The organism is Mycobacterium sp. PSTR-4-N, assembly GCF_022348085.1.
Lineage (GTDB): Bacteria > Actinomycetota > Actinomycetes > Mycobacteriales > Mycobacteriaceae > Mycobacterium.
Map to the genome: position 1 here is coordinate 1 of NZ_JAKRFN010000005.1, position 21,830 is coordinate 21,830.

Below are 21,830 nucleotides of genomic sequence, written 5' to 3' on the forward strand. Positions count from 1 at the left end.
GGGGCGCCACCAGATCGCCGCGCCGGCGGCGGCCGCGGCCGTGCCGGCCGCCACCAGCGCCCACCCTGCCCCGCCGCTCACCGCCGAGCCGATCATCACCGAAGCAAAGGCCAACGGCAGCAGCACTTTCGGCAGCTCAACGGCCATCACGTCCGGCGCTCCGGGAGCAGGGCCATCGCCTGGTCGAGTGTGGCGTCGTCGGGCCAGGCCACGATGTCCACTCCCACGGTCGCCATGTCGCGGTACATGAACGCGCGCTGCATCGCCCACACCCGATCGACGAGCGGATCGAGCTCACCGGCGACGGGGCAGCCCTGCAGGACGTCGACCGCCACCACGGGATGACCCCGCCGGCGCAGGTCGATGAGCGCGAGGGCGAATTCGGTGTCCAGCATGGTGGAGAACGCGACGACGATCGCGCCGGTGGGCAGGGCGGGGCGCGGCGCGAGGGTGCCGGTCCCCGACTCGTAACTGCCGCCGGCGGCGCCCAGCATCGTGTCGAGGATGCGGTAGAACTGTCGGGCGCCGATGTCGGCGCCCAGCCAGCGGGTGGTGCGGCCGCCGAGGGCGACGAGCCCGGCCCGGTCGCCGTAGCGCAGCGCGCTCTGCACCACCTGCGCGGCGCCGCGCGCGGTCCGCTCGGTCGCGACGGTGGCCGGCCCCGGCGGCTGCGCGTACGTGTCGAACAGGACCACCACATCGGCGGCGCGATCGGTCAGCCGCTCGGTGATGTGCAAGGCACCGCGGCGGGCGCTGACGGGCCAGTTGACGGTGCGCAACTGGTCGCCGGGCACGTAGGGCCGGATGTCGGCGTACTCGACGCCGGGGCCGGTGTGCCGGGTCAGATGGGTGCCGAGTCGATCCAGCAATTCGGTGCGGGGCAGCGCGGTCGGCTGCGGCGGCGCGACGGGGAAGACGCAGACCTGGGCAGCCGGCGCCGTACCGACTCCCTCGAGCAGTCCGCCGCGGCCGAGGGCACGCACGGTCGCGTCGATGGGGTAGCGCCCCCACCGCGGCGCCGACACGGTCACGCCTGCCCCGGCGCCGCGCTCGACGGTCATCCCTGCCGCAGCGCCGGCGCTCACCCGCACGGCGCTGCCGTCGTCGGCGCTCGCGCTGACCGTGACGTGCACCCGCTCACCTTCGAAACAGCGCTGCTGCAGCGGATCTCCGGTCACCGTCACCGCGGGCACGGGCCGCTGCCATCCCAGCGAGCAGAGCACCGCCACCAGCGGCGCGGCGAAGGCGACCAACTCCCAGCGGCCGGTGACCACCGCGGCACCGAATGCCAGAGCCGCCGATGTCGCGACGGACCGCGTCAATGGCGATGCACGCCAGCGCATCTCGACGGCGATCACGACGTGCCCCGGGCGCGCGGGACGGGCGTACGGCGCAGCAGGTCCGCGACGACGTCGGCACCGGCCACCTTGCGCACCCACATCTCCGGCCGCAGGCTGATCCGATGCGCCATCACCGGCACGGCCAGCGCCTTGACGTCTTCGGGGATCACGAAGTCGCGGCCGGCCAGCAGCGCGCGGGCTCGGGCCAATTGCACCAGATCCAGCTCCGCGCGCGGACTCGCCCCGACGGCGACCTGTGGGTGGTGGCGGCTCGCGCCGGCCAGCGTGACGACGTAGGTGAGCACATCGTCGTGCACCGTCACCAGTTCGACGGACTCCTGCATCGCGAGCAGTTCCTGTGCGGTCACCACCTGGGTTACCTCCGGTGGCGCTGAACCGCGCTCCAACCGGCGCCGCAGCATCGTCGTCTCGTCCTGTGCCGAAAGGTATTTCAACTCCAGGCGCAACGCGAAGCGATCCAGTTGGGCTTCGGGCAGGGGGTAGGTGCCTTCGTATTCGATCGGGTTGTCGGTGGCCAGCACCAGGAAGGGCTCGGGCAGCCGGTGGGTCACGCCGTCGATGCTCACCTGGCGTTCGGCCATCGCTTCCAGCAGCGCTGCCTGCGTCTTGGGTGGGGTGCGGTTGATCTCGTCACCCAGCAGCAGGTTGGTGAAGATCGGGCCGCCGCGGAACTCGAACCGGCCGGATTGCATGTCGTAGATCGTCGAGCCCAACAGATCGGCGGGCAGCAGATCGGGGGTGAACTGGACGCGGGTGAAGCGCAACCCGAGGGCGGCCGCAAAGGACTTGGCGATCAACGTCTTTCCGAGCCCGGGCAGATCCTCGACGAGCACGTGCCCACGGGCGAGCACCGTGATCAGGATCAGTGTCAACGCCTCGCGCTTACCCACGACCGCCCGGCCGATCTCGTCGAGCACTGCGTCGCACGCCGCGGTGGTGGTGGCCATCGGTGCGTTCACAGCCGCGCCAGCCGCTGCAGGATCTCGTCGAGCGCGGCGCGGCCGGGCCCTGGCTCGGAGGCGCCTGTGCGCGAGATGTTGTTCGGGTCCACCCACGGCCAGAGCCGCTCGCCGAACAGCATCCGCCCGGTGGTCTCGACACTGTCCGGGTCTTTGCGGATGCGGTTGCCGACCGCGAGCTCGAACTGTCGAGCCAGCATGGGGCGTAGCCGACGATCCCAGTCCGCCCGGGTCGAGTCGGCCCAGGAGATCAGTGTCTCGGTGCGAGAATGCCAGCGCTGCAACGCCACCGCGGCCGTATCGGCGGAGATGTCGGGATCGGTGGCGGCGCTACGGGTGAGGTGCCAGCGGATCCACAGCAGCGCGAGCACCAGGGCGGCACCGGTGACGGCGACCACCACGGCGCAATCGACGAGCGCGAACGCGCAGACTTCCACCGCGACGATCAGCGCCACCGCGGCGGCGACGATCCTGGTCACGAGGCGCCCTGCAACTCGCGCTGCACCACCTGCAGCGCGCGCACGGCGTCGTCTCGGTGGCCCTCGTTCATGACGTGGGGTGAGAAGCGCGCCTCCTCGAACAGATCCACCAGCTGCGCGGCGCTGTCGGCGTGCACGGCACGTCGGGCGACGGCGCGCGCCAGCACTTCCGCCGGGGTGTCAGAAGCCTGCGGGATGGTGCTCGGTGATTTCTCCAGCTCCTGTTCCATCGCGACGTAGCAGGCGATGATCGCCTCCCGTGGATCGCGGCTGCGGTCCCCGACCTCGGCCAGTCCCCGCTCGGTCGCCCGGGCCAGATCCGGAGCAGGCCGCGGCGGCGGGGTGTCCAGGGTCCCGTCGGTGGCGGCCGTCGCCGGAGCGAAGCGGCGCCGGCGCGCGGTGAGCGAGGCGAGGACGGAGAGCAGGAGCAGCGCGACTGCCGTACCCATCAGCAGCTCGAACACGCCTCCACCGGCCCCGGGGTCCGGGTCGGCCCGCTGGCCGCCGGCCGGGGCATCGCGCGCGTGTTCGGCAGCCGCTGCGCCGCCACCCGGGTCAGCCGGGTCGATCGACGACGCCCACCGCATCAGCAGCAGGACGATCAGCAGCCAGGCCAGCAGCACGGCCGCTGCGATCAGCAGTAGCCGCCACGAGATCGCAGCGCCGGTGCCGACATCGCGTCGCGGGGGCTCACTCTCGGCGCGGTGGGGGCGCGGCGTGCGGGCCCGTGCGAGTACCGCCACGGCGAGCGCCGTCACCGACAGCACCAGCATGATGACGACGGCGGCCTCAGAACCCGGCCCGTCGGGAGTGCGGTCGGGCGTCGGGGGCGGCGCGCCCGGCAGCACACCGCGCAAGGCGACCATGGCGACCAGCGTCAGCAGGAGCACACCGACGGTGCGGACCACCGCCTTGCCGTCACCGGGCATCCGCGCCCACCCTTCGCCTCACCCCATCGTGGCACGGCGGGTGGCCGGGAGCGGCCGGAGTGTCAGAACGTCAGAACATCTGCCAATCCGACGCACCGTCGGGCTGGTCGTACAGACCGCCCTCGGAGTTCTTGACGACGACGGGATCGCCGCTGCCGAAGTTGTCGTAGAACCATTGCGCGTTGGCGGGGCTGAGGTTGATACAGCCGTGGCTGACGTTGCGCTTGCCCTGGTCGCCGACCGACCATGGTGCGCTGTGCACGAAGATGCCGCTGTTGTCGATGCGGACGGCGTCCTGCACCTTGAGCTTGTAGCCCTCCGCCGAATCGACGGGGACCCCGTAAGTCGAGGAGTCCATGACGATGTCGGCGAACTTCTCGAGCACGTAGTAGGTGCCGTTCTTGGTTTCGTGCTTGCCGTCGGACTTGCCCATCGACACCGGGAAGGTCTTCTCGACCTCGCCATTGCGCACGATGGTCATCGTGTGCGTCGAGTCGTCGACGGTGGCGACCAGCTGCTCGGGCACCGTGAAGCTCGACTTGGTGCCTGCGGCGTCGATGTTGACGACGGTGCCCGCCGGCCAGAAGTCCTGCGGACGCCAGCGCAGTTGCGTGTCAGAGGTCCAGTAGAAACGGCCGGGCACCGGCGGCACCGAGGAGATGTGCACGGCGTCCTGCGCCATCTGCCGGTTGGCGATCGGCCGCTGGAAATTGATGTAGATCGGCTTCGCCGCGCCCACGATCGAGCCGTTGGTGGGGTTGAAGGACGGCGGGACGAACGGCGGCTGACCCACGAACGGTGTCGGGTTCTGGCCGGCCGGCGTGCCTTCCGGGATAGGCATCGGCTGTCCCGGGATCACGGCGAACGGATCGGCCGCGGTGGGCGTCACCGGGGCAGGAGCGGGCGGCGCGAACGGGTTCGGGAAGGCCAGCGGATTGGGCGGCGGGGGCGGCGCGAACGGGTCCGCGGGCGCCGGCGGCGAGGCCACGTCGGGCTGCGCGAGTGCCGAGGGGGCGCTGAGCACCATGCCGACGACCACGGTCATCACCGACAGCACGGCGATCAACCGAGTCTTGTTTGCCTGCCGCATCCACGTACCTCCAAGTCCCGCGACTGCATCCAGTGTGGCACAGCGCCGAGGGTGATTCTCCTGGCCAGCGGGCTGACGGACCCTGGGCAGCCGCCATCGTGGGAGCCCTGACCTGCAGTGATGATCGCTCTCGCACTGCCAGGTGTTACCGGGGTCGGGCCGTAGGCTCGCATGATGATCGTCGCGTTCAGCATCAGTCCCCTGGCGGGAGACGACACGGGTTCGGTGGGCGACGCTGTCGCCGAGGCGGTGCGGGTGGTGCGCGCATCGGGCCTGCCCGCCGAGACCAACGCCATGTTCACCAACATCGAAGGCGACTGGGACGAGGTGATGGCCGTGGTCAAACGCGCGGTGGATGCGGTCGCCGCCGTCTCACCGCGCGTCAGCCTGGTCCTCAAGGCCGATATCAGGCCGGGCTACACCGGCCAGCTCACGGCCAAGGTCCAGCGCATCGAGGACGCGCTGCGGGACTGACCGCGCAGACACCGTTGCCTGGCCGGCGTCCGCACCTTACCCTGGAGTAAGTACGACTGTTCACCGAAGGGGGTGTCGGCATGCGTACCCAGGACATGCAATCCCTCGGCGAGGTGGCGGCAGAAGGTCTGACAGTGCTGAACACACTGGTCCGGGGCGTGCACTCCGGTATCGCAAGCCGTGTGTTCAGCTCGATCGGACCGGCGGCGCGGCCCGTGGAGATCGTGCACGATGCCATCGCCGGCGCGGTCTACAGCGCGCTCGACGTGACCGGCGCGCGCGTTCCCCCGAAGGTTGCCGAGCTCGCCGCGGCGGGGCTGGCGTTCGACGACGACCCACCGCTCGACGAGCGACCGGGGGTCGCAGAGGCCATCGCCGCACTCAACGGCATCTACGGCGACGAGCTCGCCGACCGCGGCAACGAGTTCGCCGCTCCGATGGCGATCCGTGCGCACGGACGAGCGGTGGCGCTGACCCCGGGCGCCATCGGCGCGGCGTTTCCCGAGCCCACCGACAAACTGGCCGTGTTCGTGCACGGGCTGTGTCAGACGGAGTCGTCGTGGCACCGGCCGCCGCGGCCCTCGACGGGCGCCCCGTCGACCTGGTACGGCGAACGCTTACACGACGATCTGGGTTACACCCCGATCGAGATCCGCTACAACACCGGACTGCACATCTCGACCAACGGGCATGCCCTCGACGACCTGCTGACCCGCCTGTTGGAGCTGTGGCCGGTACCGGTCAGTCGCATCGTGTTGATCGGCCATTCGATGGGCGGGCTGGTGTCCCGCTCGGCCTGCCACTACGCCAACGAGCGCAACCGCCGCTGGTGCCGGGCCACGCGGCAGGTGGTGTGCCTGGGCTCCCCGCATCTCGGTGCCGATCTGGAAAAAGGGGTCAACGCCGCGAGTTGGCTGATGATCCGGCTCCGCGAGACCCGGTCGATCGCCGAGTTGCTCAACCTGCGCAGCGACGGCATCAAGGACCTGCGCTTCGGTGCCGTCCTGGACGACGACTGGGCCGAGGCGGACCCCGACGAGTTCCTGCGGGACCGGTGCCGCGAGGTGCCGTTCCTCCCCCATGCCCGCTACCACTTCGTCGCGACCTCGGCCGCACCGGCGGCGCTCGGCATGGTGTTCGGCGATCACCTGGTGCGACCGGCCAGCGCCTCGGGTCGCGGCCGTAGACGCCGGCTGCCGTTCGACGAGGACGCGGGACTGGTGCTGACCGGTCTTCATCACTTCGATCTGCTCAACCATCCGGAGATCTATCACCGTCTCCACCAGTGGCTTTCCCGCAAGTGATCGTCGACGTGAGCAGAGCCACACCGTAACGGCGTTCGGATTGACCTGTGGCACAGCGACTCACGACCATGGACACATACGACAAGCACGCATCGCCCGACCGGGCCGCGCCGTTGGGTCCGGTGGCCGGTGAAACTCTGAAGGATGCGGCCAATTGGCCGGGCCACACGATGATCGCGGTGGGGTTGATCGCTTTCGCGCTCTCACTGTGCGGATTCGCCGTCGGCAAGAGCGGACTGGCCGTGATCGCGGTGGTGATCGCCGTCGTCGCGGTGACCGCCGGCGCGGGCTGGCTGTACGTCGAGCACCGCAAACTGCGCCGGCGCGCATCGGATCTGCCCGCCGAACGGCCGGAGGACGTGCCGCCGGCGTAGTTGTCCCCAGAGCCGTCTTCATCCACAGGTTGCTGGTTCGGCGCGGTGAATTGTCGGTCGGCGGTGCGAGATTGGGGTCATGCCCCCGCTCAGTTCGCTCGCCATCGATGAACGGTTGTCGGTGCTGCATGAGGAACTGGCCGAGCTGACGGGGCAGCGCAACGCGATCGACGCGCGGATCGTGGAGATAGCCGCCGAGATCGACCGCGACGAGTTGTGGGCGGCCGCCGGAGCCAGGTCGACGGCCGGGTGGCTCGCGTGGAAGGCCGGGGTGTCGCCGTCGCGGGCGCACACGATTGCCGGGATTGCGCACCGCTACGACGAATTCCCGCACTGCATCGAGGGGTTGCGGGAGGGCCGGTTCTCCGTCGATCAGGTCGGGGTGATCGCCGAGCGCGGCCTGCCCGGCTCGGACGAGCACTTCGCCACGATGGCCCGGTGTGCGACGGTGAGCCAGTTGCGGACGGCGTTGAAGATGCAACCCAAACCCGCGCCGGAGCCTGTCGACGAGTCAGACGACGAGGACGCGGGTGAGGCCGCCGATCCGGGGCCGCAGGTGTCGATCACCTCGACCTCGGATGAGCAGTACACGTACTGGCACATCGCGCTCCCCCACGTCGAGAATGCTGCCTTCGAAGCCGCGCTCGCGTCGCATCGCGACGCACTCGTCACCGAATGGACGGCCACCGACCCCGATGGGAGGGCATCGATGCCCGGCAACGCCGCGGCGTTCCTACGGTTGATCGAGATGAGTTGGGACGCCGAGGCCGCGGCCCGCCCCCACGGGCAGCGCACCACCGTCGTCGTCCACGTCGACGTCGCCACCCGCCTGAGCTCCCTGCACCTGGGACCCGTACTGCCCGACTCCGACCGCCGCTACCTGACTTGTGACGCCACCTGCGAGGTCTGGTTTCACCGGGATGGGCAGGTGATCGGCGCCGGCCGCGCCACCCGCACCGTCAACCGGCGGCTCCGGCGCGCGTTGGAGCATCGCGACCTCGTCTGCGTCGTGCCCGGCTGCGGGGCGACCCGCGGATTGCACGCCCACCATCTGGTGCACTGGGAAGACGGCGGCCCCACCGAGCTGTGGAACCTCGCGCTGGTGTGTCCGTATCACCATCGGGCCCACCACCGCGGCCTGATCGCGATCACCGGCCCCGCCGACCAACTCGTCGTCACCGACGCCGCCGGCAACGCGCTGACCTCCGCGTCGCTGGCTCGACCACCCACCCAACCACCGCCTGACGTCGCACCTTCCCCCGGTCCGACCGGGGAACGCGCCCAGTGGCGGTGGTATCAGCCCTACGAACCGCCTGGTTAGGAGCGGACCAACCGGGCGATCGCCGCGGAGGCCTCGGCGAGCTTGGCGTCCGCTTCGTCGCCTCCGGCGGCCACCGCGTGAGAGACGCAGTGGCCCAGATGCTCGTCGAGCAGGCCCAGCGCCACCGACTGCAGGGCGCTGTTGACCGCGCTGATCTGCGTGAGGACGTCGATGCAGTACTTGTCCTCGTCGATCATCTTCGCGATCCCGCGCACCTGACCCTCGATGCGCCTCAACCGCTTGGCGTAGTTCTCTTTCTGCGCGGAGTACCCGTGCGAACCGGTGTCCCCACCGTCGTCGGCTGCGCTCATGGGGTGCCCTCCCGCATCGTGGTCATCTGGTCGAGTTCGGTCGTCAGCGTCGACACCATCGTCTTGGCCATCGAGATCGTGTCCACGTTGGCCCCTGCCGCGATCTCGGCGTTGGCCACCGCGATCGACTTCCGGTGCTGATCGATCATCGATTGCAGCCAGAGACGATCGAAAGCGCTGCCCTGCAGCTGTTGCAGCTGCGTGAGCGCGGCCGGGTTCCCCACCGCGGGGTCCACCGCGACGCCCATCTTCGGGGGCCTGTCCCACTGCACGAGGAAGACGTTGAGGACGTTGATCTCTTTCTGCTGCTGGGCGGCGATGCGCTGGGCGAGCGCGACCACCTCGGCGTTGGTGGAGCGCTGGGGAACCGCGTCCGCGAGCGCGATCGACTCGCGGTGCCGGTCGATCATCTGGTCGGCGAACGTCACGTCGGCGTCGTTGTGGCCGGCCGGCTCGCCGGTGATCACCGGGGCGTCCGTCGTCGACGACGTCGTCGGTGCGGCAGCCGGTCCCCCGCACGCGGTCAGGGCGGCCACCGACGCCAGCGCGGCGACCGCACCGAGGACCTTCGACATGCCGCCACCTTACCCGTACCCCACGGGGGTATCCATATTGGTTTGGCCGGGTGAAACGCCAGGCGCATAATCGTGCGCATGCCCTCACAGTCCTCAGGCGCCACACCAGACATCAAGCCCCGTAGCCGCGACGTCACCGACGGGCTGGAGAAGACGGCCGCGCGCGGAATGCTGCGCGCGGTGGGGATGGGCGACGACGACTGGGCCAAGCCGCAGATCGGCGTCGGTTCGTCGTGGAACGAGATCACGCCGTGCAACATGTCCCTACAGCGGTTGGCCCAGGCGGTCAAGGCGGGCGTGCACGAAGCGGGCGGCTACCCGCTGGAGTTCGGCACCATCTCGGTCTCCGACGGCATCTCGATGGGCCACGAGGGCATGCACTTCTCGCTGGTCTCCCGTGAGGTCATCGCCGACAGCGTCGAAACCGTCATGCAGGCCGAGCGGCTCGACGGTTCCGTGCTGCTGGCCGGCTGCGACAAGTCGATCCCCGGCATGCTGATGGCGGCCGCACGGCTGAACCTCGCCAACGTGTTCCTCTACAACGGCTCGATCATGCCCGGCGTCGCGAAGTTGACCGACGGCACCGAGAAGGAAGTGACGATCATCGACGCCTTCGAGGCCGTCGGCGCGTGCGCGCGCGGGCTGATGTCGCGCGAGGACGTCGACATCATCGAGCGCGCGATCTGTCCCGGCGAAGGCGCCTGCGGCGGCATGTACACCGCCAACACCATGGCCTCGGCCGCCGAAGCGCTCGGAATGTCGTTGCCGGGCAGCGCTTCTCCGGTCGCCATCGACTCCCGCCGCGACGAGTACGCCCGCCGCTCCGGCGCCGCCGTCGTCGAGATGCTGCGCCGGGGCATCACCGCCCGCGACATCCTCACCAAGGAGGCGTTCGAGAACGCCATCGCCGTCGTCATGGCATTCGGCGGATCCACCAACGCCGTGCTGCACCTGCTGGCCATCGCCTGGGAGGCGCGCGTCGACCTGACACTGGCTGACTTCACCCGCATCGGGGGCAAGGTGCCCCACCTCGCCGATGTCAAGCCGTTCGGCCGCCACGTGATGAAGCACGTCGACGAGATCGGTGGCGTGCCCGTGGTGATGAAGGCGCTGCTCGATGCCGGTCTGCTGCACGGTGATTGCCTCACCGTCACCGGTCAGACGATGGCGGAGAACCTGGCCCACATCGAGCCGCCGGATCCCGACGGCAAGGTGCTGCGGGCGATGAACAACCCGATCCACCCGACCGGCGGCATCACCATCCTGCACGGCTCGCTCGCCCCGGAGGGCGCGGTGGTGAAGTCGGCGGGCTTCGACTCCGACGTGTTCGAGGGCACCGCAAGGGTTTTCGAGCGCGAGCGCGCGGCACTGGACGCGCTGGAGGACGGCACGATCACCCACGGCGACGTCGTGGTGATCCGCTACGAGGGCCCCAAGGGCGGCCCCGGCATGCGCGAGATGCTGGCGATCACCGGCGCCATCAAGGGTGCCGGGCTGGGCAAGGACGTGCTGCTGATGACCGACGGCCGGTTCTCCGGCGGGACGACGGGGTTGTGCGTGGGCCACATCGCGCCCGAGGCCGTCGACGGCGGACCCATCGCGTTCGTCCGCGACGGCGACCGCATCCGGCTCGACGTGGCCAACGGAACGCTGGACATTCTCGTCGACGAGGCCGAATTCGATTCGCGCAAAGAGGGATTCACTCCCCTCCCCCCGGTGTACGAGACGGGTGTGCTGGCCAAGTACACCAAGCTGGTCGGCTCGGCGGCCGTCGGCGCGGTCTGCAGCTAGGGCAGGCAGCCGATGACTCTCGCGTTCCTCATCACCAGCCTGGTGGTGGTCGCCACCCCGGGCACAGGTGCGCTGTACACCGTGGCGACCGGCCTCTCGCACGGCACGCGGGCGTCTGTGCTGGCCGCGGTGGGCTGCACCCTGGGCATCGTGCCGCACATGCTGGCAGCGGTGAGCGGGCTCGCCGCCATCATGCACAGCAGCGCAGTCGCGTTCCAGACGCTGAAGTACCTCGGGGTGGCGTACCTGCTCTACCTGGCGTGGACCACCTGGCGGGACGACTCGGAGCTCGTCACCAGCGACGCGCCGATCGCTTCACCGGGGTCGTGGCGCATCATCGGAACGGCGATCGCGGTCAACACCTTGAACCCGAAGCTGACCCTGTTCTTCTTCGCGTTCCTGCCGCAGTTCGTCGACGCCTCCGCCGGTCCCGTCATCGACGAGATGCTGGTGTTGTCGGCCGTGTTCATGGCGATGACGCTGGTGGTCTTCGCGGTCTACGGGGTGTTCGCGGCGGCTGTGCGCAGCCATGTGATCACGCGTCCGCGGGTGGTGCGGGCGTTGCGCCGGACCTTCGCCGCAACGTATGTCGCGTTGGCGGCACGGATGGCTGTCGCCTCCCGTTAAGGCAGGCAGCCGCACGAGTTGCGGCGGTGGAACGTCGTCGGCACCTGGATGCGCTGCGCCGCAGCGGCTTCTGCGCGCACTCGGTGCAGGAGGAGTTGCGCGGCGGTGGCGCCGATGGTCTCGACGTCCTGGGCCGCGGCGGTCAGCTTGGGCTCGAACAGGTCCGACCATTCGAAGTCGTCGTAGCAGGCGAACGCCACGTCGGACGGGATCGACAGGTCGAGGCTGCGCAGCGCCTTGACCGTACCGATGGTCATCGCATTGTTCATCGACACCACCGCGGTGGGCCTGTCCTCGCGGGCCATCACCGCGCGCACCTCCCGTTCGGCGACGTCGGTACTGGACTGCCCGTCGATCACCAGGGCGGGGTCGAGTGGGATGCCGCGCGCGGCCAGCGCGGCGGAGTAGCCGTCGAATCGCTCGACGGTGGAGGAGATCCCGGCGATGCCGCGCACCACGGCGATCCGCCGGTGCCCGTGCTCGATCAGGTGCTCGGTGAGTGTGCGCGCCGACTCGCGATTCTCGGGTCCGACCTGATCGCAGTCGATGTCGACGGCGCGGTCGATCAGGACCAGCGGCGTGCCGGTACGCACGATCGCGGGCAGGGTCGTGCGCTCCGAGCCGGCCGCCGGCGCCACGATCATCGCGTCGACCTGCCGGTCCAGCAGCGAGTCGGTGACCCGCTTCTCGGATTCCGCGTCGTCGTGGGAGTCCCCGACGATCAGCACGTACCCCGCCTCCGACAGCGCCCGTTCCACCGCGTGGACGAGGCTGCCGAAGTACGGATTCGTCAACGCCGAGATGGACAGGCCGACGGTGTGGGTGCGCCCGGCCGCCAGGGAGCGGGCCACGCCGTTGCGGCGGTAGCCGGTCTCGGCGATCGCCGCCTCGACCCGCAGGCGCGTCCCGGTGTCCACCCGGCGCGTGCCGTTGATCACGTGCGACACCGTGGACGCGGACACCCCGGCCAAGCGCGCGACGTCGCCCATCGTGGTCATGGCAACCGCAGGATGCGATCGGCCCGGCCCGCCGTCGACTCGATCAGCTCGGCGTTGCGTTCGTCGGAACCCAACGCCCAGAATCGGGCTTCGTCGGGTCTCTTCCCGAACGCCTCGTGCCGGCGGACCAATCGCTCGTGCCGAATTCCGGTGTCGGGGGCCAGGAACCACACCTCGTCGACGCACGCCCGGGCGGCCGGCCAGGCACCGGAGTCCAGTAGCAGGTAGTTGCCTTCGGTGACCACCAGCGGCGTCGACGGGTGTACCGGGATCGACGAGCCGATCGGTTCCTCGATCTCCCGCCGGAACCGCGGGGCGTAGATCACGGCGTCACCGTCGCGCTGCGCGCGCAGCGCCGCGAGCAACCGCGCGTACCCGTCGTCGTCGAAGGTGTCGTGCGCGCCCTTGCGGTCCCGCCGGCCCAGGTCCAGAAGCACCTCGTTGGCGAGATGGAAGCCGTCCATCGGCACCAGCACCGCATCCTGCGGGCCGAGTGCGTCGACGAGTTGTTCGGCCACCGTGGACTTTCCGGCTCCCGGCGCACCGGTCAGCCCGAGGATGCGCCGGGTGCCGGGCGTGACGAGCTCCCGCGCCCAGGCGATCAGCTGCTCGACGGTGGCGCTCTCGATGTCGTGGTCGATGGTCACCGTTACCGCCTTCGCTCGTGGGAGAGTTCGGCCAGCCAGGCCCGCGGTCCGATCACCGAGCACCGCAGGGCCGCCACGCGCGCCGCCGCCTCGATGCGCTCTGTCAGGCGGGCCACACCGGCCGCACCGAAGTAGCAGTATGCGCCGTGGAACACGTCGCCGGCGCCCAGGGTGTCGCGCACCGGCACGGTCGGTACCGCGACACTGCCGGACTCGCCGTTCGCCCACCACCGGATCGGCGCGCCGCCGTCGGTGATGACGACGGTGGGTACCCCGTCGCGCAGCAGTGCGGCGGCGGTCGATGCCGAATCGTCTGTGCCCGGGGCTCGAAAATCTGCGGAGCACACCATGTCCGGCCTCTGGTTGAGCAGCTCGGCCATCACCGGTTTCCACCGGCCCGCGTCGACGACACAGCGCACCTGCTGTGCGGCAGCGGACCGAGCTGCCGCGAGACCGATGACGGGGTGATGACCGTCGACGAGCACCACGTCGGCGCCGGCGACGAGGGTGTGCAGGGCGGCCGGCGCGGCGATGTCGGAGGCGACCGCGTCGAGCGAGACCACCGAGCGGTCTCCCGTCGCGTCGAGCACCGACACGCTGGACACCGGGACAGGCCGCGGCATGCCCGCGGCAGCGTCGATCACCTCCACGCCGTGGGCCACCAGGTCACTGCGCACCAGATCGGCGACCGGGTCCGTGCCGAGCGCGGTGACGAGAACCGCGTCACCGCCGAGCGCGGCGAACGTGACCGCCGCATTCGCCGCCGGCCCGCCCGCTGCCACGAATTGCGCTGCCGCGGTGATCTTCTGGTTCACCGCCGGGGGTTCGGCGATGCGGTGGATCACGTCGAGGGTGGCCAGGCCGACGAAGATCCCCCGCGGCTCAGAGTCCGGCGCGTTCCTCATCGGTCGGCTCCTCCGCGCCGGTCATCAGTGCCACCACTTCGGACATCGACCGTTTCTTCGGGTCGACGACCCCGGCGCGCTGGCCCAGGCGGTGGATGTGGATACGGTCGGCCACCTCGAAGACATGCGGCATGTCGTGGCTGATGAGCACCACCGGGATGCCGCGGTCCCGGATGGATCGGATGAGGTCGATCACCTGACCCGACTCCCGCACGCCGAGCGCGGCGGTCGGCTCGTCCATGATGATCACGCCACGCCCGAAGGCCGCGGCACGGGCCACCGCGACGCCCTGGCGCTGCCCGCCGGAGAGCGTCTCGACGGCCTGGCTGACCGCCTTGATGCCGATCTTCAGATCGGCCAGGTGCTGCGAGGCGTCCTGACGCATCCGCGGCATGTCGAGTCGACGGAACACGCTGCCGGCGATGCCTTGCCGTCGCACCTCGCGGCCGAGGTAGAGATTCGAGGCGATGTCGAGAGCCGGCACCACGGCCAGGTCCTGGTAGACCGTCTCGATACCGGCGGCGCGGGCGTCGCGGGTGTTCTTGAACGACACCGGTCGCCCGCTCATCAGGATCTGCCCGGCGTCCGGAATGACCGCGCCGGCAAGCGCTTTGATCAGACTGCTCTTGCCTGCGCCGTTGTCGCCGATGACGGCCAGCACCTCGCCCGCGCGCAGTTCGAAGTCGGCGCCGTTGATCGCGGTGACGTTGCCGTACTTCTTGACCAGACCGCGCGCTTCGAGGACAGGGTGCTTATCGGTGGTCATCGTGACCTCCTACGGGTGAACTGATCCACCGCCACCGCGACGATCACCAGGATGCCGGTGGCGATGTTCTGGTAGAGATTGTCGACCCCGGCCTGGGTGAGCCCGTTGCGCAGCACGCCGACGATCAGCGTGCCCACCAGGGTGCCGACCACGCCTCCGCGGCCGCCGAACAGGCTGGTGCCGCCGATCACCACCGCGGTGATGGTCTCGAGGTTGGCGTTCTGGTAGGCGTTCGGATCCGCGTTCGGGATGCGGCCCAACGCCGCCCACGCCGCGATCGCGGCGATCACGCCGGTGGTGATGTACACCGACAGCAGCACCCGACCCGACTTGATCCCGGACAGGTCGGACGCCTGCGGGTTACCGCCGACCGCGTAGACGTGCTTGCCCCAAGCGGTTTGGGACAATGCGTACCACGTCACCAGATAGACCAGCAGCATCGCGACGACACCGAACGTCGTCGAGAACGTGCCGATACGAAACGACGTGCCCAGGAACGTCAGCGGCCCCGGCGTCACCCGGTAGGTCTCCGAACCGGCCAGAAGCCGCGTCGCTGCCTGGATCGCGGTGAACGTGCCGAGGGTGACGATGAACGGCGGCAACCGCAGCATGGTGACCAGCCCGCCGTTGAGCGCGCCGAACACCACGCACACCAGCAGTGTCGAACCGAGTGCGACGACCGGGCCGTTGGCGCCTGCGCTCTGGGCCATCACGATGGTGCCGAACACCGCGACCGCACCGATCGACAGGTCGATGCCGGAGGTGAGGATGATCAGCGTCTGGCCGACCGCCAGAATGCCGACGACCACCGACTGCTGCAGGATCAGCGACACGTTCTGCGGCTCGAGGAACGAGTCCGAGATGACGCTGAACACGATGATCGCCAGCACGAGCGCGACCAGCGGGCCGAGCAGCGGTTCGCGCAGCAGGTTCGAGGCCGTCAGCCGGCTCGACAGCGGCGGCTTCGTCTGTGGTGCCGTCGTTTGGGATACAACGCCGTCCGTCATGACCCGGCGGTGCCCCAGCAGTTCTGCTCACCCCAGGCGGTGTCCTTGGACTCGATGCCGGGCATGGGCTTGTCGGTGATCAGCTGGGAGCCGGTGTCGTTGAAGCCGCTGGGCTTGGTGCCGTCCTTGGCGAATTTGACGACGGCCTGCACCCCGAGTTCGGCCATCTTGGCCGGGAACTGCATCACGGTTGCGCCGATCTTGCCGGCCTTCACATCCGCGACACCGGTGCAGCTACCGTCGATCGACCCGATGGTGATCTGGTCGGCGCGGCCCGCGGACTGGATGGCCTGGTAGGCACCGGCGGCGGCGGGTTCGTTGATCGTGTACAGCGCGTTGATGCGCGGCGCGCGCTGCAGGATGTTCTCCATCGCGGTCTGCGCCTTGGTCTGGTCGCCGTTGGTGTTCTCCTGCCCGACGATCTCCGGGGAGCCGTTGGTGATGCCGAAGCCTTCGAGGAAGCCGTCGTGGCGGAAGGTGTCGACGGTGCCGCCGGGGGTGCCGTCGAGCATGACCACCTGCGGGGGTGCGGCGCCGAGGGCCGCCCTGACCCACTTGCCCTGGCTGACGCCGGCCGCCTTGTTGTCGGTGGCGTAGGTGGCGTCGACGGCGTCCTCGGGGTCGGTCGCCGTGTCGAGTGCGATGACGATGACGCCGGCGTCGCGCGCCCGTTTGATCGCGTCGAGTACGCCCGTCGACGAATTCGGGGTGATCAGAATGCCTTTGACGCCCTGGCCGACCATGTTCTCGATCGCGGTGACCTGACCCTCGTTGTCACCGTCGAAGGCACCGGCGAGCGCGATCAATTCGGCGCCGTCCTTGTCGGCCTGCGCCTGGGCGGCCTCGCGGACCTTCACGAAGTAGGGGTTGGAATCGGTCTTGGTGATCAGGCCGACCTTGACGCTGTCGGAGTTCGAGCCGCCGCTGCACCCGGTCATGCCGAGGACCAGCGCACCGGCCATCACCACCGATCCGACGGTGAACGTCACGCTCTTGCGCCTGCCAGCGATGCCGACCATGTGGACTCCCTTGTCCCCGGGCGACGCCCGACGCGTCGCCGTTGGACGGGAGCCTAAGCCGTAGGCAAGCGCTTGCGCATGCGCTTTCGCAAACTCATTCCGTGGACGTGGTCCGCCGGATCAGCCGCCCTTGACGGCCAGCACGCGCTTGCGCAGGCCGTCGGTGGCCGTCTCCATCAGGCCCTTGGCGCCCCTTTTGATGAGGAAGCCCGGCAGGGGCACGGTGGGATCGACGGTGAGTTCGAAGCGCACGCGCGTGCTGTCGCCGTCGGGGGTCAGCGTGTAGCGGCCTTCCTGGGCGCGCTGCTGCTGTGAACTGACCAGCGTCCAACTGACCCCGTCGTCGTGGACGGAGTAGTCGAGCACCTGCTCGTCGCTGACCCCGACGATCTTGACCACCTGCCGGGACTTCGTGGGCCGTCCCTCGTCATCGCGTTCGAGGATCTCGACCTCCTGGTGCGCCGACGACCACTCGGTCAACGATTCGAGGTCGTACAGCACATCGAGAATCTGCGCGGGAGACGCCTCGATGACGGTCTCGCGCGACTCGGTGACGGCCATCTACGCGCGGGGGCCGGTGCTGCGCTTGCCGGTGATGCCGAGGTAGGCGGCGATCAGCACGATGGCGACGATGATGCCGACCAGGAACGGGATGATCGCGAAGCCACCGTTGGAGTTCGAATAACCCGCCAGGTTGTAGGTCACCCACGAGCCCAGGAACGAGCCCAGCGCGCCCAGCACGATGGTCATGATGACGCCGATGTTCTGTTTGCCTGGCATGACCAGCCGGGCAAGAGCGCCGACGATCAACCCGACGACGATGGCGCCGATGATTGTTCCGATCACGATGTTCTCCTCGCGGTGCAGTGTTCCGACCGCACGCAGGGTTACCCGTCCGCCCCGGATTCAACCGCCATGTCGCCGATGCGGCGAAGCCCGAGTGCGAGCACCGGCAGATAGGCGGGGGCCCAGACGGGCGCACTCATCCATGCTCGGCAGCCGCCCGCCGCGGGCTCGACGCCGTGCCTGGTCGCCGGGATTCCGGCCACCCGCCACGCCCAAGACCTCCCCGGGTCGAGTTCGGTGATGGTGAACGGCAAAGGGACGCCGACGGGCGTGAACACCCGGCCGGTCGCGCCGAGTTCGAAGCCGCCACGGTCGAGTTCGGCGCCGGCCACGGTCGGCCCCCAGACGGGCCAGGCGTCGAGATCGACCAGCAGCTGCCACACCGTGTCGGCGGGTGCGGCAATCCGCCTGCTCACTGTCCACACGGGGCACAACGTACCCGCGGGATCGTCACGTGAATCGCTCGTGGAGGGCCGGCAGGAAGCCGGCGAGGTGGTTCATCTCCTGGGCGCAGTGCACCAGCAGGTCGCGGGGGTCGGGGAGCTGGCGGCTCGCAAAAGGCCGAATCGCGCTGTGCGCCAACCGGTTGCCCTGGTGCAGCTGGACATGCGGCCCGCCCAGCCAGAACCGCGAGCGCATCTCGGCGCCGCCGTCGCGCGGCCGCACCTGGTGCACCAGCCAGCCGATGTCGACGGGCACCTCCGAGGAGCCGAGCCGCGCACACACCGTCACCGAGTCACCCGACCGGCGTGCGGCCAGCCCCAATTCCTCGGGCGGCACGAAGCGGATCGCGGCCCGGGTGAACGCCGAACCGAGGTATTCCTCGACCAGCGACGTCCGCCCGACATAGCGCCCGTCGCCCCCGCCGTCGGCCCACCGGGCGGACACGTGCGCCCGGGGGTGCCACAGCTTGTAGCGCCGCGCGTCGCTGCTGTGCCAGCCGAACCACCAGTCCCACATCGCCGGTGTCACCCCCGGCATCTCGGTCAAGACCGACACGGCGAAGCCGCCGCCGCGCACCTGCGCATAGCCGGTCTCGGTGGGGTGGTATCCCGGATCGAGAAGGTCTGCGGCACTGACGAAGTCGAGCAGCATCTGGTCGGCTTGCGGCCCGTGGTGCAGGGCCTCGACGACATGGGCGGGTAGCGGCGCCATGAGTGGGTCGAAGAACTCACCCCACGCGGTGCCGGCGTCGCCGGCGCGGTATCCGAGATAGCCCATCACACCCGCCCCATCCACGTGTGGAATCGGCCCGCCGGGTCGTAGATCGACCGGACGCGATCCAGCTCGGCCATCGCGGCGTCGGTCGCGAACGGAGCGGGGCGGTGGCCGAGGTTCTCGTCGGCCAACTGGATGCCCGTCTGCAGATGCTCCATCGCTGCGAGGTTCGACCGCGCCCAGTCACCGTAGGTGTCGTCGTCGGCGGCGTCCTGCCACACGCCGTACAGGGCCAGGTAGATCTCGTCTTCCAGGCTGTACGCCATGTTCTGCCGTTGCGGGGACGTGCCCCAGTTCAACCACAGGAAATGTGCCGGGTGCGGCGGCATCGTCTCGAGAATTCGGCGGATACCCGGCATCAACTCCTCCGCGCTCGCCGAGGTCCACATGTTGTCGGTGCCGTACCGGTAGCCGGTCGGGTAGTTGCTCATCACGCCCGCGTACCAGGTCTCCAGGTCCGAGGGGGCGTACGGCACGGCGATGGTGGCGTCCTCGCGCGCCGGACACGTCTCCAGCAGGGCCAGTGCGCTTTCGGCCTCCGCGTCGGAATCGGCGAACACCGGTGACGCCATGACGATCGACGGGATGTCGATGCCGGCGCCGGGGACCGCGCGCGATGCCACGATCTGCAGCTCCACTCGGCGGTCGACCTCGGCGCTGATCGTCCGCGCCCACGGATAGATCTCCTCGGCGCACCCGAGCGGATAGACGTAGAGGCTGCTGCCGCACACCGCCGGACGTGGGTACAGCCGCAGATGGAAGGCGACGACGACGGCGAAGAATCCGGGACCGGATCCGCGTGCGGCCCAATACAGCTCGGGATGGTGGTCGGCGTCGATGAAAAGCCGCTCCCCGTCGGCCGTCACGACGTCGAGGCCGAGCACGCTCTCACACGCCGGACCGAGCACCCGGCTGTTCCAGCCGTACCCGCCCTGCAGCAGATACCCGCCGATCCGCACGCCCTTGCAGTGACCTGCCGGGAAGAAGAGCCCCATCGCGTCCAGCCGGGCGGCGAGCACACTGCCGCCCATCCCCGGGCCGACGACGGCGGTCCGGGCGTCGGGGTCGACCGTGAACGCGTCCAGACGGCTGACGTCGAGGAGCATGCCGCCGTCACGCACGTGATTGCCGGCCCAGCTGTGACCGCCCGACCGCACCCCGATGCGCAGGTCGTGTCGCGCGGCGAACCGGACGGCCGCCACGACGTCGTCGACGTCCGCAGCCTGCACGACGACGTCGGGGTAACGCTCGGGGGTGCGCGCGTTCCACACCGTCTGCGCACGAGCCTGCTCGTAGCCGTCGTCACCGCGAAAGAAGTGCCGTCCGCCGGGAAGATCTGTCATACCGCCTCCTCCGCCGTGATCCGTACAGCGGATCAGCGTGGTTCGTTCAGCGGATCACTATAGTGCTGGGCATGGCAGCGGACGAGGGAAATCACCGAACCCGCGACGACGGCCTGCAGGCGCTGCGCCGGGCGGCCGCGGCGCTCGACGAGATCGCCACCGCGCCCGGCCGGCTGCGGCCCGGCGACATCGCCACCAACCTCGGTCTCGCGAAATCGACGGCCCGCCGTCTCCTCATCGCGCTCGTCGACGTCGGCTTCGCGGGGGTCGACGACGCGGGCCGGTACCGCCTCGGCGACCGGCTGCTCGGCCTGGCCAGTGCCGACGGTTCGCACCTGGCGACCGCCCTGCGCCCGGTGCTCGAACAGGTGGCCTCGGCGACCGGAGAGACCGTCGACCTCTCGGTGCTGCGTGGGAGGCAGATGTGGTTCATCGACCAGATCGAGTCGCGGCACAGATTGCGGGCGGTGTCGGCCGTCGGAGCTCGATTCCCCTTGTCCGACACCGCAAACGGCAAGGCTGCCTTGGCGCTGCTCGACGACGACCAGGTACCGGCGGCCCTGTCCGAGGAGATCGGCGAGGTACGCCGCGCCGGCATCGCCTACGACCGCGACGAGCACACAGCGGGCATCTCGGCCGCCGGGATCGCCAAGCGGGTCGCCGGCGGGCACGTCCTGGCGATCTCCGTGCCGGCGCCGACGGAACGTTTCCGGTCGCAGGAAACCACTATCGTGGCGGCGCTGCGCTCCGCAGCGGACTCCCCGCTGTGGGACACGGTCGGTTGAGCGTCACCGTGCGCCGGGGAGAACCAGGTCCACCGCCGCGGCGACGGTCGCGTCGTCAGGCAGGGCCCCGACCATCAACGACGGGCACGCCACGACTCCGGTGAGCATCGACAGGGCCGCGTCCAGCTGGGTGCCGGCGAACCGCTGCGCGAGCAGAGCACGCAGTCCGAGCTGAGCCTCGCCGGTGATCCGGTGACGCAGCTCGCCGGCCTGCTCGCCGCCGGATTCGTCCGCCAGACCGCACAGCACCCGGTCCAGGCGCAGCTCGGCCAGGGAACGTCGGAACGCCGTCAGCTCGGCGACCAGATCGGCGCGCAGGTCCCCGGTGGGCCGGTGGTGCGGCAGCCGGCCCAGGGCGTCGAGCGCAAGCCGCAGCAGATCCAGGCGCGACGGCCAGTGCGCGTACAGCGTGGTCTTGGAGTAGCCGGCCTGCTCGGCGACCCGGGCGTGGGTCAGATCGTCGAAACCTTCTGCCCGCAACACCTGCAGCGCCGCGCGCGACACATCGGCCCGCGTCCGGGCCACCCGCGCGTCCTCTCCGGGCGTGTCCGCACTACTGGGCACGGTGCCACCTTCCGTTCTGGGTGTGTCACCAACGCGTCAGAATCTGAATCGATGAACAGGGTTTTCATTAGTGACTGGCCTGTGTACTAATGAACTGTAGATCCAGAAACGGTCGATCGACAGTCTTTCCTCCGATC

26 protein-coding genes are annotated in these 21,830 nt (G+C 69.7%); 7 read left to right on the forward strand and 19 right to left on the reverse strand.

The features are described 5' to 3' along the window. Positions 1-146 precede the first annotated feature (146 nt). The 5 genes from MHN84_RS08570 to MHN84_RS08590 form a co-directional block, all read right to left on the reverse strand. Positions 147-1,358 (reverse strand): DUF58 domain-containing protein, encoded by a 1,212-nt coding sequence (locus MHN84_RS08570; protein WP_241204224.1) that lies wholly within the window; start codon positions 1,356-1,358, stop codon positions 147-149. Further along, on the reverse strand, positions 1,355-2,320 hold the full coding sequence (locus tag MHN84_RS08575; protein ID WP_241204225.1) for a MoxR family ATPase: 966 nt from the start codon (positions 2,318-2,320) through the stop codon (positions 1,355-1,357). The genes MHN84_RS08570 and MHN84_RS08575 overlap by 4 nt, the downstream gene beginning before the upstream one ends. Next, positions 2,317-2,799, reverse strand: a complete 483-nt coding sequence (locus MHN84_RS08580; RefSeq protein ID WP_241204226.1) for a hypothetical protein — start codon at positions 2,797-2,799, stop codon at positions 2,317-2,319. Before MHN84_RS08580 ends, MHN84_RS08575 begins: the two co-directional genes overlap by 4 nt. Next, positions 2,796-3,728, reverse strand: a complete 933-nt coding sequence (locus tag MHN84_RS08585) for a DUF4129 domain-containing protein (protein WP_241204227.1) — start codon at positions 3,726-3,728, stop codon at positions 2,796-2,798. Before MHN84_RS08585 ends, MHN84_RS08580 begins: the two co-directional genes overlap by 4 nt. 70 nt (positions 3,729-3,798) lie before the next feature. Next, positions 3,799-4,818, reverse strand: coding sequence for a L,D-transpeptidase family protein (locus tag MHN84_RS08590; RefSeq protein ID WP_241204228.1), 1,020 nt, complete (start codon positions 4,816-4,818; stop codon positions 3,799-3,801). Between the two features lie 174 nt (positions 4,819-4,992). On the opposite strand from MHN84_RS08590, the gene MHN84_RS08595 reads away from it, so the two are divergent. The 4 genes from MHN84_RS08595 to MHN84_RS08610 all read left to right on the forward strand — a co-directional run bounded on the left by MHN84_RS08595 (position 4,993) and on the right by MHN84_RS08610 (position 8,291). After that, positions 4,993-5,292, forward strand: a complete 300-nt coding sequence (locus MHN84_RS08595) for a thiamine-binding protein (protein ID WP_241204229.1) — start codon at positions 4,993-4,995, stop codon at positions 5,290-5,292. A gap of 80 nt (positions 5,293-5,372) precedes the next feature. Next, a complete protein-coding gene (locus tag MHN84_RS08600; protein ID WP_241204230.1) occupies positions 5,373-6,596 on the forward strand; it encodes a GPI inositol-deacylase in 1,224 nt (407 codons plus the stop codon). Positions 6,597-6,643: 47 nt separating this feature from the next. Continuing rightward, on the forward strand, positions 6,644-6,970 hold the full coding sequence (locus MHN84_RS08605) for a LapA family protein (RefSeq protein ID WP_241204231.1): 327 nt from the start codon (positions 6,644-6,646) through the stop codon (positions 6,968-6,970). Positions 6,971-7,049: 79 nt separating this feature from the next. Further along, on the forward strand, positions 7,050-8,291 hold the full coding sequence (locus tag MHN84_RS08610) for an HNH endonuclease signature motif containing protein (RefSeq protein ID WP_241204232.1): 1,242 nt from the start codon (positions 7,050-7,052) through the stop codon (positions 8,289-8,291). On the opposite strand, the gene MHN84_RS08615 is transcribed toward MHN84_RS08610, so the two are convergent. Together MHN84_RS08615 and MHN84_RS08620 are read right to left on the reverse strand one after the other, a co-directional pair. Further along, positions 8,288-8,602: a metal-sensitive transcriptional regulator gene (locus MHN84_RS08615; RefSeq protein WP_241204233.1), complete on the reverse strand. Its 315-nt coding sequence runs from the start codon at positions 8,600-8,602 to the stop codon at positions 8,288-8,290. The two genes, MHN84_RS08610 and MHN84_RS08615, sit on opposite strands and share 4 nt — an antisense overlap. After that, on the reverse strand, positions 8,599-9,177 hold the full coding sequence (locus MHN84_RS08620; protein ID WP_241204234.1) for a DUF305 domain-containing protein: 579 nt from the start codon (positions 9,175-9,177) through the stop codon (positions 8,599-8,601). The genes MHN84_RS08615 and MHN84_RS08620 overlap by 4 nt, the downstream gene beginning before the upstream one ends. 78 nt (positions 9,178-9,255) lie before the next feature. Between MHN84_RS08620 and ilvD the strand changes: the two genes are divergently transcribed. Then, a complete protein-coding gene (ilvD, locus tag MHN84_RS08625; protein ID WP_241204235.1) occupies positions 9,256-10,968 on the forward strand; it encodes a dihydroxy-acid dehydratase in 1,713 nt (570 codons plus the stop codon). Between the two features lie 12 nt (positions 10,969-10,980). Continuing rightward, entirely contained in the window at positions 10,981-11,595 is a 615-nt protein-coding gene (locus MHN84_RS08630; protein WP_241204236.1) for a LysE family translocator, read from the forward strand. Here MHN84_RS08630 and MHN84_RS08635 read toward each other — a convergent pair. The 11 genes from MHN84_RS08635 to MHN84_RS08685 all read right to left on the reverse strand — a co-directional run bounded on the left by MHN84_RS08635 (position 11,592) and on the right by MHN84_RS08685 (position 20,344). Beyond that, on the reverse strand, positions 11,592-12,593 hold the full coding sequence (locus MHN84_RS08635; protein ID WP_241204237.1) for a LacI family DNA-binding transcriptional regulator: 1,002 nt from the start codon (positions 12,591-12,593) through the stop codon (positions 11,592-11,594). The genes MHN84_RS08630 and MHN84_RS08635 overlap by 4 nt on opposite strands. Further along, on the reverse strand, positions 12,590-13,240 hold the full coding sequence (locus tag MHN84_RS08640) for a nucleoside/nucleotide kinase family protein (protein ID WP_241204238.1): 651 nt from the start codon (positions 13,238-13,240) through the stop codon (positions 12,590-12,592). Before MHN84_RS08640 ends, MHN84_RS08635 begins: the two co-directional genes overlap by 4 nt. Before the next feature lie 2 nt (positions 13,241-13,242). Continuing rightward, on the reverse strand, positions 13,243-14,145 hold the full coding sequence (locus tag MHN84_RS08645) for a PfkB family carbohydrate kinase (RefSeq protein ID WP_241204239.1): 903 nt from the start codon (positions 14,143-14,145) through the stop codon (positions 13,243-13,245). Then, the gene (locus MHN84_RS08650; protein WP_241204240.1) at positions 14,123-14,911 is read right to left on the reverse strand and encodes an ATP-binding cassette domain-containing protein; all 789 of its coding nucleotides are present in this window, start codon (positions 14,909-14,911) and stop codon (positions 14,123-14,125) included. Before MHN84_RS08650 ends, MHN84_RS08645 begins: the two co-directional genes overlap by 23 nt. Further along, on the reverse strand, positions 14,908-15,918 hold the full coding sequence (locus MHN84_RS08655) for an ABC transporter permease (protein WP_241204241.1): 1,011 nt from the start codon (positions 15,916-15,918) through the stop codon (positions 14,908-14,910). Before MHN84_RS08655 ends, MHN84_RS08650 begins: the two co-directional genes overlap by 4 nt. Beyond that, positions 15,915-16,937, reverse strand: coding sequence for a substrate-binding domain-containing protein (locus tag MHN84_RS08660; protein ID WP_241204242.1), 1,023 nt, complete (start codon positions 16,935-16,937; stop codon positions 15,915-15,917). The genes MHN84_RS08655 and MHN84_RS08660 overlap by 4 nt, the downstream gene beginning before the upstream one ends. 120 nt (positions 16,938-17,057) lie before the next feature. After that, positions 17,058-17,498 (reverse strand): SRPBCC family protein, encoded by a 441-nt coding sequence (locus MHN84_RS08665; protein WP_241204243.1) that lies wholly within the window; start codon positions 17,496-17,498, stop codon positions 17,058-17,060. Beyond that, positions 17,499-17,783, reverse strand: coding sequence for a GlsB/YeaQ/YmgE family stress response membrane protein (locus MHN84_RS08670; RefSeq protein ID WP_221353068.1), 285 nt, complete (start codon positions 17,781-17,783; stop codon positions 17,499-17,501). A 41-nt stretch (positions 17,784-17,824) separates the two neighbouring features. Continuing rightward, positions 17,825-18,208 carry an SRPBCC family protein gene (locus tag MHN84_RS08675; RefSeq protein ID WP_241204244.1) on the reverse strand — a complete coding sequence of 128 codons (384 nt, stop codon included), beginning with the start codon at positions 18,206-18,208 and terminating at the stop codon, positions 17,825-17,827. 25 nt (positions 18,209-18,233) lie between these two features. Next, the gene (locus MHN84_RS08680; protein WP_241204546.1) at positions 18,234-19,004 is read right to left on the reverse strand and encodes a DAPG hydrolase family protein; all 771 of its coding nucleotides are present in this window, start codon (positions 19,002-19,004) and stop codon (positions 18,234-18,236) included. Beyond that, a complete protein-coding gene (locus tag MHN84_RS08685) occupies positions 19,004-20,344 on the reverse strand; it encodes an FAD-binding oxidoreductase (RefSeq protein ID WP_241204245.1) in 1,341 nt (446 codons plus the stop codon). The genes MHN84_RS08680 and MHN84_RS08685 overlap by 1 nt, the downstream gene beginning before the upstream one ends. 71 nt (positions 20,345-20,415) lie before the next feature. On the opposite strand from MHN84_RS08685, the gene MHN84_RS08690 reads away from it, so the two are divergent. Then, positions 20,416-21,129, forward strand: coding sequence for an IclR family transcriptional regulator (locus tag MHN84_RS08690; RefSeq protein WP_241204246.1), 714 nt, complete (start codon positions 20,416-20,418; stop codon positions 21,127-21,129). A 3-nt stretch (positions 21,130-21,132) separates the two neighbouring features. Here the strand turns inward: MHN84_RS08690 and MHN84_RS08695 are convergent, their stop codons facing one another. Then, positions 21,133-21,693, reverse strand: a complete 561-nt coding sequence (locus tag MHN84_RS08695; protein ID WP_241204247.1) for a TetR/AcrR family transcriptional regulator — start codon at positions 21,691-21,693, stop codon at positions 21,133-21,135. Positions 21,694-21,830: the final 137 nt, after the last annotated feature.